Genomic DNA, 15,949 nt, shown 5'->3' on the forward strand with positions numbered 1-15,949 from the left:
CCCGTTCGGGCCGCTAGGCCGACATCGGCCGCTGCACCCGGATCGACTGCAACAACCCCACCGCTATCCACACGGCGAACATCGATGATCCTCCGTAGGACACGAAGGGTAGCGGCAGGCCCGTGACGGGCATGATGCCGAGTGTCATGCCGACGTTCTCGAACGTCTGGAAGGCGAACCAGGCGACGATGCCCGCGGCCACGATCGTGCCGTACAGGTCTGAGGTCTCCCGGGCGATGCGGCAGGCCCGCCACAGGAGGATGCCGAGGAGCACGATGATCAGGCCGCCGCCGAGGAAGCCCAGCTCCTCTCCCGCCACGGTGAAGACGAAGTCCGTCTGCTGTTCGGGCACGAACTGGCCGGTGGTCTGCGAGCCGTGGAAGAGGCCGGAGCCGGTCAGCCCGCCCGAACCGATGGCGATGCGGGCCTGGTTGGTGTTGTAGCCGACGCCGGCCGGGTCGAGCTCGGGGTTGGCGAAGGCCGCGAAGCGGTTGATCTGGTACTTGTCGAGGATTCCGATCTGCCAGACGGTGACCGCGCCCAGGGTGCCCGCGCCGAGCAGGCCGAACACCCACCGGTTGGACGCCCCGGAGGCCAGCAGCACGCCGAGCACGATGATGACCATCACCATGACCGACCCGAGGTCGGGCATCAGCATGACGATCAGCATCGGCACGGTGGCCAGGCCGAGCGCCTGCACGACCGTGCGGTGGTCGGGGTACTGCTTGTCGCCCGCGTCGACCCGGGCCGCCAGCAGCATCGCCATGCCGAGGATGATCGTGACCTTGACGAACTCCGAGGGCTGGAGCGAGAAGCCGCCGGGCAGCTTGATCCAGGAGTGGGCGCCGTTGATCGTGGAGCCGAGCGGGGTGAGTACCAGCAGGATCAGCATCAGCGAGAAGCCGTACAGGACCGGGACGGCCGTGCGCAGGGCGCGGTGGCCGAGCCAGATCGTGCCGGCCATCAGGACGAGGCCGATGCCGGTGTTCAGCAGGTGCCGGACGAGGAAGTAGTACGGGTCGCCCTGGTTGAGCTCCGTGCGGTTGCGGGTCGCCGAGTAGACCAGGAGCGTGCCGAGCAGCGACAGGGCCACCGCCGACAGCAGGATGGGCCAGTCGAGCCGCCGCGCCACCGAGTCACGGGCGAGCAGTCGGGTCCAGCCGGAGCGCTCGGGCCCGTAGCCGGAGACCTGGAAGCTGTTCACTCCGCCGGTCATGCTGGGCACCTCCGGCTTCCCCGGCGGCGCCGCCGCCTTCGGGTGTCACGGTTCTCGGGTGACGGCGGGGCCGACGTGACCGGCTGGAGCGGGTCCATCGGGGCGTTCGGGTCCTTCTTGTCGGCCTTCTGGTCCTTGGCCGGGTCCTTCGGGACCTTCGGGGAGGCGATGGTGCCGTCCGTCTTGACCTTCGGCAGGGCCTTCTGCGGGGTGGGCAGCAGCGCCTTCTTCGAGTCGATGGCGCCGTCCTCGGAGACGCCGTACAGCGCGTTGTAGATGTTGCGGACGGCGGGGCCCGAGGCGCCGGAACCCGTACCACCCTGGGAGATCGTCATGACGATCGAGTAGTCCTTGGTGTACGTGGCGAACCAGGAGGTCGTCTGCTTGCCGTAGACCTCCGCCGTACCCGTCTTGGCGTGCATCGGGATCTTGTCCTGCGGCCAGCCGCCGAACCTCCAGGCGGCCGTACCGCGGGTGGCGACTCCCGCGAGGGCTTCGTCTATCTCGTCGCGCGTCTTCTGCGTCATCGGCAGCTTGCCGTGCGACTCGGGCTTGATCGGCGTGACCGTCTTGCCGTCGGCGCTGATGACGGCCTTGCCCACGGAGGGGTTGTAAAGGGTGCCGCCGTTGGAGATGGCCGAGTAGATGGTGGCCATCTGGATGGGCGTGACGAGCGTGTCGCCCTGGCCGATGGAGTAGTTGACGGAGTCACCGGCGCGCATGCGGTTGCCTTCGAGGCAGTTCTCGTAGGCGATCTTCTCGGCGTAGCTGCCGCCCCGCTTGCCGGTGCGGCACCAGGCGTCCTTGTTGGCCTTCCAGTAGTTCAGCTTCCACTGGCGGTCGGGGACGCGGCCGGTGACCTCGTTGGGGAGGTCGATGCCGGTCTCCTTGCCGAGGCCGAACTGGTGGGCGGTCTTGTAGAACCAGTCGTGGGGCTTCTTCTTCGGCTTGGTGCCCCCGTCGCGCTTCCACTCCTCGTGGGAGAGGGCGTAGAAGACGGTGTCGCAGGACACCTCCAGGGCGCGGCCGAGGCTGATGGGGCCGTGGCTCTGGGACTCGAAGTTCTTGAAGACCTGGCCGCCGATCGAGTACGAGCTGGAGCAGTTGTAGGGGCCGTCGAAGGAGTACCCGGCGTTGACCGCGGCGGCCGTCGGGATGACCTTGAAGATGGAGCCGGGGGCCGACTGGCCCTGGATGGCGCGGTTGAGCAGCGGGTAGTTCGAGCTCTTGCCGGTGAGGCGTGTGTAGTCCTTGGCGGAGATGCCGCCCACCCAGGCGTTCGGGTCGTAGGTGGGGTTCGAGGCCATGGCGACGACGCGGCCGGTCTTTGCCTCCATCACCACGACGGCGCCGGAGTCGGCCTTGTAGTTGGTGCCGGTGTTGCGGTCGTGCTGCTTGCGGGCTTCCTTCATCGCCTCGTTCAGCTGGTACTCGGCGATGCGCTGGACCCGGGAGTCGATGCTGGTGACGAGATTGTCGCCGGGGTGGGCCGGGTCGGCCTCGGCCTGGCCGATGACCCGGCCGAGGTTGTCGACCTCGTAGCGGGTCACGCCGGCCTTGCCGCGCAGCGCCTTGTCGTACTGGCGCTCCAGGCCCGAGCGGCCGACCTGGTCGGAGCGCAGATACGGCGAGTTGGTGTTCTGCGCCTTCTTGATCTCCTCGTCGGTGACCGGGGAGAGGTAGCCGAGGACCTGGGCGGTGTTGGCCTTGCCCGGGCTCGGGTAGCGGCGCACGGCCTCCGGCTCGGCGGTGATGCCGGGGAAGTCCTCGGCGCGCTCGCGGATCTGCAGGGCCTGCTTGGCGGTGGCCTCGTCGGTGATGGGGATGGGCTGGTACGGCGAGCCGTTCCAGCAGGGCTGCGGCGTCTTGGCGTCGCACAGCCGGACCTTCATCTGGACGTCCTCGGGCGTCATGCCCAGGACCCCGGCGAGCTTGGTGAGGACTTCCTTGCCGTCGTCCTTCATCTTCAGCAGGTCGGTGCGGGAGGCGGAGACCACCAGCCGCGTCTCGTTGTCCGCGATCGCCACGCCCCGCGCGTCCAGGATCGAGCCGCGGACGGCCGGCTGGACGACCTGCTGGACGTGGTTGCCCGAGGCCTCCTTGGCGTAGGCGGCGCCCTCACGGATCTGGAGATACCACAGACGGCCGCCGAGGGTGAGCAGGAGGGAGAGGACGAGGACCTGGATGACGACGAGCCGGATCTGGACCCGTGAGTTCCTGCCGGTCTCGGGAATGTTGGTCACTGCGGCTGCCTCCCCCTCTCGGTGCGCGTACGGGTGTGCGGGTGCGACCGTGCGTCCGGGCACGGATGTGCGGATACGAGTGATGAACGACGGGCCCATGACCAGGCGTTCCTACTGGACCGACCCGTTCGGGTGAACTTCCCTGCGGTCACAGCCGCTTGACCCCCTTGATGCGCCCGGCGCGTGCCATGCGCGCCCGGGCCGCCTTCACCCGCAGCCCGTTGCGCTGGCTGCCGATCTTCAGTCCGGTGCCGCCGGAGAGCCAGCCCGAGGAGATGTCCGTGGCCTTCGCGGCGGCCGAGGTCGACTCGGCGAGCGGATCGTTGTCGGCGCGCCGGGCCAGGGCCATGATCCCCGGCACCACGAACGGGGCGAGCAGCAGGTCGTACAGGGCGGCCGTGAACAGCAGGCTGCCGAGGCCGACGTGGCGGGCGGCGGTGTCGCCGACGAGGGCGCCGACCCCGGCGTACAGCAGGGTGGAGCCGACCGCGGCGGCGACCACTACGACCATGGGGCCCGTCGCGGACTTGAGCCGGCCCGTCTCGGGTTTCACCAGGCCCGCGAGGTAGCCGATGACGCACAGCACGAGGGCGTAGCGCCCGGCGGCGTGGTCGGCGGGCGGGGCCAGGTCGGCGAGCAGGCCCGCGCCGAACCCGACGAGGGCACCGCCCACGTGCCCGTAGACCAGCGCGAGGCCGAGCACGGTGAGCAGCAGCAGGTCGGGCACGGCGCCCGGCAGATGGAGGCGGGCGAGGACGCTCACCTGGATCACCAGGGCGACGACGACCAGGGCGGAGGAGAGCAGGATCCGGTTGACGCGCATGGGGTGACAGCTCCTACTGCTCTTGCTGGTTCTGGCCGTCCACGGGTGCCTCGGCCGACGGCGTCACGGTCACCGTCACCGTCGGCCTGGGGGTCGGCTTGGGCTTGGGCGGGAGGACCGTGTCACGCGGGTCCTTCTTCGGGGCCTCGACGACGACGCCGACGACGTCGAGCTTGGTGAAGCCGACGTACGGCGTGACGTAGAGCGTGCGGGTCAGGCCGCCGCCGGAGGGGTCGACGCGGGAGACCACGCCGACGGGCACGCCGGGCACGAACGGCCGGTCGGCCTGCGAGCCGAAGGTGACCAGGCGGTCGCCCTTCTTCACCTCGGCCTTGCCGTTGAGGAGTTCGACGCGCAGCGGGCGGTCGCCCTGCCCGGAGGCGAAGCCGAGCTCGTCGCCGGACTCCATCCGGGTGCCGACCGTGAAGTCGGGGTCGCTGGCGAGCAGGACCGTGGCGGTGTTGGGGCCGACGGTGGTGACCCGGCCGACGAGCCCCTCCCCGTTCAGGACGGTCATGTCGCGCTTGATGCCGTCGTTGGCGCCGACGTCGACGGTGATGGTCCAGGAGAAGCCCTGCGCGGCTCCGATGGCGATGACCTCGGCGCCCTTGATGCCGTACTGGCCCTGGCCGGCGATCTTCAGCATCTTGTCGAGCTGCTTGAGGCGGCTGCGGCTGCGGTCGTCGCTGCCGAGTCGCGCCTTCAGGGCCGCGTTCTCCTTCTCCAGCGCGGCGAGCCGGTCGTGCCGTTCACCGGAGTCACGGATGGCGGAGACCGCGTTGCCGACCGGGTCGACCGCGGCCGAGACGCCGCTCTCGATCGGGCCGAAGACCGTCGCCGCGCCCTGCCGGGCACCGTCGACCGGCGAGTCCTCCCCGCCACGGATGTCCACCGTGATCAACGCGAACGCGATGGCGATCAGCAGCACCAGGAGCAGCCGGCTCTCTCGTGTGTCCCTCACGTGCGGCGGCCGTGCCCTTCCTCATAGGAATTCGGGAAGCCCCAGGGAAACCCGAGGGGCTGCTTTGTGGGAGCTTATGCAGATGTATCAACGATCCGCCGTACGAGAGGAGATCGTCCCGTACGGCGGAATCGAAGAGTTATGTCATCTGCGCGGCTGGGCGTCCAGCACCTGCTGGAGCGCCTCGAACTCCTCGACGCACTTTCCGGATCCGAGCGCCACGCTGTCCAGCGGGTCCTCGGCGATGTGGATCGGCATGCCGGTCTCCCGGCGCAGCCGCTCGTCGAGACCGCGCAGCAGCGCTCCGCCGCCGGTCAGAACGATTCCTCGGTCCATGATGTCGCCGGACAGCTCCGGCGGACACTTGTCGAGGGTCGTCTTGACGGCGTCGACGATCGCGTTGACCGGCTCCTCGATCGCCTTGCGGACTTCGGCGGCGGAGATGACGACGGTCTTCGGCAGCCCGGAGACGAGGTCCCGGCCGCGGATTTCGGTGTGCTCGTCGGAGTCGAGGTCGTACGCCGAACCGATCGTGATCTTGATCTGCTCGGCCGTGCGCTCACCCAGCAGGAGGGAGTACTCCTTCTTGATGTGCTGGATGATCGCGTTGTCCAGTTCGTCGCCCGCGACACGGATGGACTGGGCGGTGACGATGCCGCCGAGGGAGATGACCGCGACCTCCGTGGTGCCGCCGCCGATGTCGACCACCATGTTGCCCGTGGCCTCGTGGACCGGCAGGCCGGAACCGATGGCCGCGGCCATGGGCTCCTCGATGATGTGCACCTGGCGGGCGCCGGCCTGGGACGACGCCTCGATGACGGCGCGGCGCTCGACGCCCGTGATGCCCGAGGGCACACAGACGACGACCCGCGGACGAGCCAGATACCGCCGCTTGTGGATCTTCAGGATGAAGTAGCGGAGCATCCGCTCGGTGATCTCGAAGTCGGCGATCACGCCGTCCTTCAGCGGACGAACGGCAACGATGTTGCCGGGCGTGCGCCCGATCATCTTCTTCGCTTCGGCGCCGACCGCGAGGATGCCACCGGTGTTGGTGTTGATCGCGACGACGGACGGCTCGTTGAGTACGATCCCGCGACCCCTGACGTACACCAGCGTGTTGGCGGTCCCGAGGTCGACAGCCATGTCACGGCCGATGAACGACATTGAGTTCCCCATCAGGATTCGTCTGGCCTTCCCACTAGCTTTTGAGGGCTTTTCAGGTAGGCAAAGGTGGGTGCTGTGACGTGAAGGCTTCCATCGTAGACGCGCCTTCGCGAACACTGCGGGAGGGTCTCCGCCATTGTCAGCAGATGCCGTCCGCATTCGCTTCTGGAGACGGGCGTTTGGGGACCATCGTTCCCTCGATCGCCACGCATATGCCGCAAAGTCCGAGGGCTACGGCCCCCGGACCTGCCGTATGTGCTGGTGAGGTGCGGACGCTACGCCCGGCCGGGGAAGAAAATCTTCACCTCGCGCTCGGCGGACTCCTCGGAGTCGGAGGCGTGGATCAGGTTCTCCCGGACGATGACGCCGTAGTCGCCGCGGATGGAGCCGGGCGCCGCCGCGATCGGGTCGGTCGGGCCGGCGAGCGCGCGCACGCCCTCGATGACCCGCTCACCCTCGACGATCAGCGCCACGACCGGACCGGAGGCCATGAAGTCCACCAGCGGCTCGTAGAAGGGCTTGCCCTTGTGCTCGCCGTAGTGCTGCTCCAGCGTGTCCTGGTCCAGGGTGCGCAGCTCCAGCGCGGTGATCGTCCAGCCCGCCTTGCGCTCGATGCGGCTGATGATCTCGCCGGTCAGGCCGCGACGGACGGCGTCGGGCTTGAGGAGGACGAGGGTGCGCTGGCTCACTACGGGCTCCTTGTACGTAAAGGTTTAGCGGTGGGACGAGGTTACCCGGCGTGTCGGGGCGACTGTCACGCAGCGTCAGGTGTGGAGGAACTCGCCTGGGCGGCGAATCTCGCCTTCGCCTCGTCCACCTTCCGGCCGTAGTGCACCGACGCCCACCACAGGGCCGCGAAGATCGCCCCCAGGAAGTACATGGTCGGCACGATGAGCCCCGACGCGATGAGCGCGATCTGCAGCGCCCAGCCGAGAGCCACCCCGCCCGGGCGCGTCACCAGGCCGCACAGCACCAGACACAGGAACATCGCGATGCCGCTGACCGTCCACACCGTCGTCATGGACAGGTCGGGGTCCTTCATGGCGACCAGACCGGCGAACCCGATGACGAAGAACTCGCCGATCAGGGTCGAAGAACAGAGCGTGCGCACGGGACTCAGCCCCTCCCCAGGAGCAGTCGGGCCTCGCCGACGGTGATGACGGAACCGGTGACGAGCACACCGCCGCCGGAGAACTCGCCCTCCTCCTCGGCCAGCGTGATGGCCGCCTCCAGGGCGTCGGGCAGCCGCGGCTCGACCTGGACGCGCTCCTCGCCGAACACCTCCACGGCGATACCGGCGAGCTCGTCGGCGTCCATCGCGCGGTGGCTGGAGTTCTGCGTGACCACGACCTCGGCGAACACCGGCTCGAAGGCCTCCAGCAGCCCCCGGACGTTCTTGTCGCCGCTCGCGCCGACCACACCGATGAGGCGGCTGAACTGGAACGCCTCCCCGATCGCCTCGGCCGCGGCCCGGGCACCGGCCGGGTTGTGGGCGGCGTCCAGCACGACCGTCGGCGACCGGCGCACGACCTCCAGCCGGCCCGGCGAGGCGACGGCCGCGAACGCCTTGCGGACCGTGTCCAGGTCCAGCGCGTCGGCCCGCTGCGCGCCGACGCCGAAGAACGCCTCGACGGCGGCGAGCGCGACGGCCGCGTTGTGCGCCTGGTGCGCGCCGTGCAGCGGCAGATAGACCTCGGGGTATTCGCCGCCCAGTCCTCGCAGGGTCACGAGCTGGCCGCCGACGGCCACCTGCCGCTCGACGACGCCGAACTCCAGCCCCTCCCGGGCCACGGTCGCGTCCACCTCGACGGCCTTCTTCAGCAACACCTGCGCCGCGTCGACCGGCTGCTGCGCCATGATGACCGTCGCACCCTGCTTGATGATGCCGGCCTTCTCCGTGGCGATCTCGGCGTGCGTGGAGCCCAGCCGGTCGGTGTGGTCGAGGTCTATGGGCGTGACGACGGCGACGTCCCCGTCGATCACGTTCGTCGCGTCCCAGGAACCGCCCATGCCGACCTCGACCACGGCCACGTCGGCGGGGGCGTCGGCGAACGCCGCGTACGCCATGCCGGTGAGCACCTCGAAGAAGGACAGCCGGTACTCCTGGGAGGCGTCGACCATCTCCACGTACGGCTTGATGTCCTGGTACGTCTCGATGAACCGCTCGGGCGCGATGGGGGCGCCGTCGAGGCTGATGCGCTCGGTGATCGACTGCACGTGCGGCGAGGTGTAACGGCCGGTACGCAGCTCGAAGGCGCCGAGCAGGGCCTCGATCATGCGGGCCGTGGAGGTCTTGCCGTTCGTCCCCGTGATGTGGATCGACGGGTACGACCGCTGCGGCTCTCCCAGCACGTCCATCAGCGCGGCGATACGGCTGACGGAGGGCTCCAGCTTGGTCTCGCCCCACCGGGTGGCGAGTTCGGTCTCGACCTCGCGCAGGGCCTTGTCGACCTCGGGGTCGGCGGGGCGCGTGGGGATGTCGGCGTCCGGGGGGCCGCCCTGGGTGCGCAGGGTTCGGCTGCCGGCTTCGATGACCGCGAGGTCGGGGTCGCGGTCGGTTTCCTCCGCGATGATCTCGTCGAAGGGGTCGAGGGGGTCGGGCTGGTCGTCGGCGTTGTGGTCTGGAGGGAGCTCGCTCACGGGGCCCAGTCTACGGAGACCGACTGACATTGTTCGCGGTGGCTTGTGTCCCTGGGCGGCTGCGGGTCCGTGGGAGTCGCTCGCGCAGTTCCCCTCGCCCCTGAACAGCGGGTACGTGCCCCTGAGGCAGTCGTGAGGCCCCCGGGGCCGACAGCTCCGGGGGCCTCACACTCCGTACGAACCCTTATCCCTGCGGCAGGCGCTCCAGCTGGGCCTGGATGCGGGCGATGTCCTCCTCCGCCTTGGCGAGGCGGGTGCGGATCTTGTCGACGACGTGGTCGGGGGCCTTCGCCAGGAACGCCTCGTTGCCGAGCTTGCCGTTGGCCTGGGACTTCTCCTTCTCCGCCGCTGCGAGGTCCTTCGCCAGGCGCTTGCGCTCCGCCGCCACGTCGATCGTGCCGGACAGGTCGAGGGCGACCTCGGCGCCGGCGACCGGGAGGGTCGCCGTGGCCGTGAAGGCGTCGCCCTCCGGCTGGAGGCGGAGCAGCTGGCGGATGGCGGCCTCGTGAGGGGCCAGGACGGTGCCGGTCAGGTCCAGGCGGGCCGGGACCTTCTGGCCGTCCTTCAGGCCCTGGTCCTTGCGGAATCGGCGGACCTCCGTGATGACCCGCTGGACCAGCTCGATCTCCTGCTCGGCGGCCTTGTCACGGAACCCGGAGTCCTTGGGCCAGTCGCCGATGACCAGGGACTCGCCGCCGGTCAGGGTGGTCCACAGGGCGTCCGTGACGAACGGGATGACCGGGTGGAGCAGACGCAGCATCACGTCCAGGACCTCTCCGAGGACCCGCCCGGAGACCCTGGCCGGCTCGCCGCCCGCGAAGAACGTGGTCTTGGACAGCTCGACGTACCAGTCGAAGACCTCGTCCCACGCGAAGTGGTAGAGCGCGTCGGCGAGCTTGGCGAACTGGTAGTCGTCGTAGTACGCGTCGACCTGGGCGACCGTGGTGTTCAGGCGCGAGAGGATCCAGCGGTCCGCCGCAGACATCTCGGAGGCGTCCGGCAGCGGGCCCTCGATCGTGGCGCCGTTCATGAGGGCGAAGCGGGTGGCGTTCCAGATCTTGTTGGTGAAGTTCCGGGACGCCTTGACCCAGTCCTCGCCGATCGGCACGTCCGCGCCCGGGTTGGCGCCGTTGGCGAGGGTGAAGCGGACGGCGTCGGAACCGTAGGCGTCCATCCAGACCAGCGGGTCCACGGCGTTCGGGTTCGACTTCGACATCTTCTTGCCGAACTCGTCGCGGACCAGGCCGGTCAGCGCGATGGTGTGGAAGGGGGCCTCGCCGTCCATGGCGTAGAGGCCGAACATCATCATCCGGGCGACCCAGAAGAAGATGATGTCGTGGCCGGTGAGCAGGACGTCGGTCGGGTAGAACTTTTTGAGGTCCGGGGTCTTCTCCGGCCAGCCGAGCGTGGAGAACGGCCACAGGCCGGAGGAGAACCAGGTGTCCAGGACGTCGGAGTCCTGGGTCCAGCCCTCACCGGTGGGCGGCTCGTCGTCCGGACCGACGCAGACGACCTCGCCGTCCGGGCCGTACCAGATCGGGATGCGGTGGCCCCACCACAGCTGGCGCGAGATGCACCAGTCGTGCATGTTGTCGACCCAGTCGAAGTAGCGCTTCGACATGTCCTCGGGGTGGATCTTGACGCGGCCGTCGCGGACCGCGTCACCGGCCGCCTTGGCGAGCGGGCCGACCTTGACCCACCACTGCATGGAGAGGCGCGGCTCGACCGTGGTCTTGCAGCGCGAGCAGTGACCGACGGAGTGCATGTACGGGCGCTTCTCGGCGACGATGCGGCCCTGCTCCTTGAGGGCGCCGACCACGGCCGAGCGGGCCTCGAAGCGGTCCAGGCCGATGAAGGGGCCGTGAACCGTGATCACGCCGTGCTCGTCCATGATCGTCAGGGACGGCAGGTCGTGACGGCGGCCGATCTCGAAGTCGTTCGGGTCGTGCGCCGGGGTCACCTTGACCGCACCGGTGCCGAACTCGGGGTCGACATGGGCGTCGGCGACGACCGGGATGGTGCGGTCGGTCAGCGGGAGCTTGATCTGCCTGCCGATGAGGTGCCGGTACCGCTCGTCGTCGGGGTGGACGGCAACGGCCGTGTCACCGAGCATCGTCTCGGCACGCGTGGTCGCGACGACGAGGCTGTCCTCGCCCTCGCCGTAGCGGATGGAGACCAGCTCACCCGCGTCCTCCTGGTACTCCACCTCGATGTCCGAGATGGCCGTCAGACAGCGTGGGCACCAGTTGATAATGCGCTCGGCGCGGTAGATCAGCTCGTCGTCGTAGAGCCGCTTGAAGATGGTGAGGACGGCCTTGGAGAGGCCGTCGTCCATCGTGAAACGTTCACGGCTCCAGTCGACGCCGTCACCGAGGCGACGCATCTGGCCGAGGATCCGACCGCCGTACTCCTCCTTCCACTGCCAGACGCGCTCGACGAACTCCTCGCGCCCCAGGTCGTGTCGGGACTTACCCTCCTCGGCGAGCTGCTGCTCGACCTTGTTCTGCGTCGCGATACCGGCGTGGTCCATGCCGGGCAGCCACAGCGCCTCGTACCCCTGCATGCGCTTGCGGCGCGTGAGGGCGTCCATGAGGGTGTGCTGGAAGGCGTGCCCGAGGTGCAGGCTGCCCGTGACGTTCGGCGGCGGGATGACGATGGTGTAGGGCGGCTTGTCGCTCTTCTCGTCCGCCTCGAAGTAACCCCGCTCTACCCAGCGCTCGTACAGCGGCCCCTCTACGTCGGCCGGCGCGTACTGGGTCGGCAGGTCGGTGCTGGGCGCTGGTGGCTGCTGCTGAGCGTTCTCGGTCACGGGGGTCAGTTTAGAGGTGTCACCGACCGGTCCCGAAACGCGTTTCGTTTGTAACGGTGGGAGCCCCGATGCCAGGCACACGGCGGGTCTGCGCCAGGATGTCTGAACACATAAGCATCTGGAGGGGAACCCAGAACATGAGTTACAACCAGCCGGGCCCGTACGGCGGGCAGCCCCAGCAGCCCGGTCCGTACGGCCAGCCGGGCCCGTACGGCCAGCCGCCGCAGGCGCCCCAGCCCGGCTACGGATATCCCCAGCAGGCCCCTCCGCCCCAGCCCGGCTACGGCTACCCGCAGCAGCCCCCGCAGGGCGTCCCGCCCCAGCAGGCTCCTTACGGCCAGCAGCCCCCGTACGGCCAGCAGCCGCCCTACGGCCAGGCCCCCTACGGCGTGCCCCAGCCGCCCGCGCCGGGCGGCGGCAAGAAGAAGACCGGGCTCGTCATCGGCGCGGTCGCCGTCGTGGCGGCGATCGGCGTGGGCGCGTACTTCGTGATCGGCGGGGGCGGCGGCGCGGGTGCCCTGGAGGACGACGGGCCGCACAAGCTGACGACGCCGGCGAAGGTGCTCGGCGACTACAAGCGCACCACGAAGGACGGAGCGACCGCCGGCAGCGACTCGACGTCGGAGCTGGAGAAGAGCGGCGTCAAGAACGCCAAGTCCACGGCGGGCCTCTACAACACGCTGGACATGAGCGACTACGACCCCGACGATCCGTCCTCCTCGGCGAAGCTGGCGACGGCCAAGACCCTTTCGGTGGCCGGTGCCTACGGCGAGATCTCCGACCCGGAGGCGACGCTGGACCTGTTCTTCGCCAACTTCAAGACGTCGGTCGAGAAGGAGTCCGCCACCGGGTCGGGCAAGCCCGAACTGGTGGGTGAGCCCGAGGCGGCCGACCTCGACGGCGCGGTCATGAAGTGCCAGTCGCTCAAGGGCCAGGACCGGCTGAGCAAGAAGGAGAAGATCAACTGGTTCTGCGCGTGGGCCGACTACAGCACCATCGCCCTCGTGTCGCCGGGTGAGGTGGCGCAGGGCGTCACCAAGGACGTGGCGATCGACCTGACGACCAAGGTCCGCAAGGAGATCCGCGTCGCAGCCTGACGCCATCAACGACTAAGGCGCCCAGCAACAGTGCTGGGCGCCTTCGCGTGCACGCGTGCGGGGGGGGGCTAGGCCGTCTTCTGCTCGCCCGGCCCGCGTCCGTTGCGCGCGTCCCTCGGAATCAGCGTCGGGTTGACGTTCGACTGGACGACGTCCGCCGTGATGACGACCCGGGCCACGTCCTTGCGGGACGGGACCTCGTACATCACGCCCTGGAGGACTTCCTCCATGATGGCGCGCAGGCCTCGCGCGCCGGTCTGGCGGAGGATGGCCTGGTCGGCGATGGCCTCGAGGGCCTCGCGCTCGAAGTCCAGCTCCACGCCGTCGAGTTCGAAGAGGCGCTCGTACTGCTTGACGAGCGCGTTGCGCGGCTCGATGAGGATCTGCAGCAGGGCCTCGCGGTCGAGGTTGTGGACCGAGGTGATGACCGGGAGGCGGCCGATGAACTCGGGGATCATGCCGAACTTGACCAGGTCCTCCGGCATGACCTCCTGGAACTGGTCCTTGGACTCCATCTCGCGCTTGGAGCGGATCTGCGCGCCGAAGCCGATGCCCTTGGCGCCCGCCCGGGACTCGATGATCTTCTCGAGACCGGCGAAGGCACCGCCCACGATGAACAGCACGTTCGTCGTGTCGATCTGGATGAACTCCTGGTGGGGGTGCTTACGGCCGCCCTGCGGCGGAACCGAGGCGGTGGTGCCCTCCAGGATCTTCAGCAGGGCCTGCTGGACACCCTCGCCCGAGACGTCGCGCGTGATCGAGGGGTTTTCACTCTTCCTTGCGACCTTGTCGATCTCATCGATGTAGATGATCCCGGTCTCGGCCTTCTTGACGTCGTAGTCGGCCGCCTGGATCAGCTTGAGCAGGATGTTCTCGACGTCCTCGCCGACGTAGCCGGCCTCCGTGAGCGCCGTGGCGTCGGCGATCGCGAAGGGGACGTTCAGCATGCGCGCGAGGGTCTGCGCGAGGAGGGTCTTGCCGGAGCCCGTGGGGCCGAGGAGCAGGATGTTGGACTTCGCCAACTCGATGGCGTCGTCACGGCCGTTCGCCCCGCCGTTCTCGCCGGCCTGGACTCGCTTGTAGTGGTTGTACACCGCTACGGAGAGGGCCTTCTTGGCGGCCTCCTGGCCGACCACGTAGCCCTCGAGGAACTCGTAGATCTCGCGGGGCTTCGGGAGTTCCTCCCAGCGGACCTCGCTGGTCTCCGCCAGCTCTTCCTCGATGATCTCGTTGCAGAGGTCGATGCACTCGTCGCAGATGTACACACCGGGCCCTGCGATGAGCTTCTTGACCTGCTTCTGGCTCTTGCCGCAGAACGAGCACTTGAGCAGATCGCCGCCGTCACCGATGCGTGCCACGGTGTGCTTCCCCTTCGCCTGGGAGACTCCTGGACGTCTCCGTCCAGCGGACTCCTGGTGCTGCCTTATGTCCGACGGTACCTTGCCGGGCCCCCCGTTCGGGCCCCCCTTGGCGCGGTTCGCTTTGACGTGAACCGAGCCAAACCGTGCCAAGGGGCGGCAGACGTTACAGCCTCTCGCCTCAACGCAGGCTCGAGTTGTCCATCTTCCGGGTGCTGATGACCTGATCGATCAGGCCGTAGCTCAGCGCGTCCTCGGCCGTGAGGATCTTGTCGCGCTCGATGTCCTCGCGGATCTTCTCGACCGGCGTGGTGGAGTGCTTGGCCAGCATCTCCTCCAGCTGCGAGCGCATCCGGAGGATCTCGTTCGCGGCGATCTCCAGGTCGGAGACCTGACCGCGGCCGGTCTCGCTGTACGGCTGGTGGATCAGCACGCGCGCGTTCGGCAGGGCCATGCGCTTGCCCGGCGTACCGGCGGCCAGCAGGACGGCGGCGGCGGAGGCGGCCTGGCCCATGCAGACCGTCTGGATGTCCGGCTTCACGTACTGCATCGTGTCGTAGATCGCCGTGAGCGCCGTGAAGGAGCCGCCGGGGCTGTTGATGTAGACCGAGATGTCACGGTCGGGGTCCATCGACTCCAGGCACAGCAGCTGCGCCATGACGTCGTTGGCGGAGGCGTCGTCGATCTGGACGCCGAGGAAGATCACGCGCTCCTCGAAGAGCTTCGCGTACGGGTCGTACTCGCGGATGCCCTGGGAGGTGCGCTCGACGAAGCGCGGAATGATGTAGCGGGACTCGGCCTGCGGGCCGGTGTAGCGGCCCTGCGAGGCGCTCATGTCCTGCACGGCGTGCATGCGGTCGTAGATCCCACTGCCGGGGAACTGGTTCACGGTGTCTCCTGAAAAGGGCTGAGGCGGTCGGCTGGGGCTGTCTGGGGTCGCTGGGGCCCGGGAGGGCTCCGTGGGCCTCACGGGGCGCCACAGGCCCCGTGGGGACCGCTCAGGCCCCGGTGCCGCCGCCGCCCGGCATACCGGCGGCCGTCGTCATCACGTCGTCGATGAGGCCGTACTCCTTGGCCTCGAAGGCGTCGAACCAGCGGTCGCGGTCCGAGTCGCGGGTGATCTGCTCGATCGTCTGGCCGGTGTGCTGTGAGGTCAGCTCGGCCATGCGCTTCTTGGTGTGCAGCAGCCGCTCGGCGTGGATCTTGATGTCCGAGGCCGAACCGGCCAGGCCGGCGGAGGGCTGGTGGATCAGGATCTCGGCGTTCGGCAGCGCGAAGCGCTTGCCGGGGGTGCCGGCGCTGAGCAGGAACTGGCCCATCGAGGCCGCGAGGCCCATGGCGATGGTCACCACGTCGTTCTTGATGTACTGCATGGTGTCGTAGATCGCCATGCCGGCCGTGATCGAACCGCCGGGGCTGTTGATGTACAGGTAGATGTCCTTCTCCGGGTCGGAGGCAAGGAGCAGCAGCTGCGCGGTGATCTTGTTCGCGATGTCGTCGTCGACCGGCTGGCCGAGGAAGATGATCCGCTCGTTGAGCAGCCGGTTGTAGACCTGGTCACCGAGGCCACCACCGATGGAAGGGTCGCCGGCGGCTGAGGGCATCAGATTCGTCACGTATCCACCTGCTCGTCTTACG

Annotated in this window: 13 protein-coding genes; 1 reads left to right on the plus strand and 12 read right to left on the minus strand. The window is 68.7% G+C overall.

The genetic code is table 11. The annotated features are described in order from the left end of the window. Positions 1-13 precede the first annotated feature (13 nt). The 9 genes from rodA to QOL88_RS13140 all read right to left on the minus strand — a co-directional run bounded on the left by rodA (position 14) and on the right by QOL88_RS13140 (position 11,856). Entirely contained in the window at positions 14-1,216 is a 1,203-nt protein-coding gene (rodA, locus tag QOL88_RS13100; protein ID WP_097216594.1) for a rod shape-determining protein RodA, read from the minus strand. Next, positions 1,213-3,459 (minus strand): penicillin-binding protein 2, encoded by a 2,247-nt coding sequence (gene mrdA / locus QOL88_RS13105; RefSeq protein ID WP_097216595.1) that lies wholly within the window; start codon positions 3,457-3,459, stop codon positions 1,213-1,215. The genes rodA and mrdA overlap by 4 nt, the downstream gene beginning before the upstream one ends. A gap of 148 nt (positions 3,460-3,607) precedes the next feature. Further along, positions 3,608-4,282, minus strand: coding sequence for a rod shape-determining protein MreD (gene mreD / locus QOL88_RS13110; protein ID WP_097216596.1), 675 nt, complete (start codon positions 4,280-4,282; stop codon positions 3,608-3,610). A 13-nt stretch (positions 4,283-4,295) separates the two neighbouring features. Next, entirely contained in the window at positions 4,296-5,243 is a 948-nt protein-coding gene (gene mreC, locus QOL88_RS13115; RefSeq protein WP_097216597.1) for a rod shape-determining protein MreC, read from the minus strand. A 144-nt stretch (positions 5,244-5,387) separates the two neighbouring features. Beyond that, a complete protein-coding gene (locus QOL88_RS13120) occupies positions 5,388-6,407 on the minus strand; it encodes a rod shape-determining protein (protein ID WP_004001297.1) in 1,020 nt (339 codons plus the stop codon). Positions 6,408-6,682: 275 nt separating this feature from the next. Next, a complete protein-coding gene (ndk, locus tag QOL88_RS13125) occupies positions 6,683-7,096 on the minus strand; it encodes a nucleoside-diphosphate kinase (RefSeq protein WP_030836243.1) in 414 nt (137 codons plus the stop codon). A gap of 65 nt (positions 7,097-7,161) precedes the next feature. Next, positions 7,162-7,518 (minus strand): DUF4233 domain-containing protein, encoded by a 357-nt coding sequence (locus QOL88_RS13130; RefSeq protein ID WP_097216598.1) that lies wholly within the window; start codon positions 7,516-7,518, stop codon positions 7,162-7,164. 5 nt (positions 7,519-7,523) lie between these two features. Beyond that, positions 7,524-9,047 (minus strand): bifunctional tetrahydrofolate synthase/dihydrofolate synthase, encoded by a 1,524-nt coding sequence (gene folC / locus QOL88_RS13135; protein WP_097216599.1) that lies wholly within the window; start codon positions 9,045-9,047, stop codon positions 7,524-7,526. Positions 9,048-9,231: 184 nt separating this feature from the next. Further along, positions 9,232-11,856: a valine--tRNA ligase gene (locus tag QOL88_RS13140; RefSeq protein ID WP_097216600.1), complete on the minus strand. Its 2,625-nt coding sequence runs from the start codon at positions 11,854-11,856 to the stop codon at positions 9,232-9,234. Positions 11,857-11,993: 137 nt separating this feature from the next. On the opposite strand from QOL88_RS13140, the gene QOL88_RS13145 reads away from it, so the two are divergent. Further along, positions 11,994-12,953 carry a hypothetical protein gene (locus QOL88_RS13145; protein ID WP_097216601.1) on the plus strand — a complete coding sequence of 320 codons (960 nt, stop codon included), beginning with the start codon at positions 11,994-11,996 and terminating at the stop codon, positions 12,951-12,953. A gap of 68 nt (positions 12,954-13,021) precedes the next feature. On the opposite strand, the gene clpX is transcribed toward QOL88_RS13145, so the two are convergent. From clpX to QOL88_RS13160, 3 genes are all read right to left on the minus strand, one after another. Then, a complete protein-coding gene (clpX, locus tag QOL88_RS13150; RefSeq protein WP_097216602.1) occupies positions 13,022-14,311 on the minus strand; it encodes an ATP-dependent Clp protease ATP-binding subunit ClpX in 1,290 nt (429 codons plus the stop codon). A 181-nt stretch (positions 14,312-14,492) separates the two neighbouring features. Further along, entirely contained in the window at positions 14,493-15,200 is a 708-nt protein-coding gene (locus QOL88_RS13155; RefSeq protein ID WP_097216603.1) for an ATP-dependent Clp protease proteolytic subunit, read from the minus strand. A 109-nt stretch (positions 15,201-15,309) separates the two neighbouring features. Beyond that, a complete protein-coding gene (locus tag QOL88_RS13160) occupies positions 15,310-15,915 on the minus strand; it encodes an ATP-dependent Clp protease proteolytic subunit (protein WP_179879105.1) in 606 nt (201 codons plus the stop codon). Positions 15,916-15,949: the final 34 nt, after the last annotated feature.

Source organism: Streptomyces sp. Ag82_O1-12, from assembly GCF_900182715.1.
Classification (GTDB): domain Bacteria; phylum Actinomycetota; class Actinomycetes; order Streptomycetales; family Streptomycetaceae; genus Streptomyces; species Streptomyces massasporeus.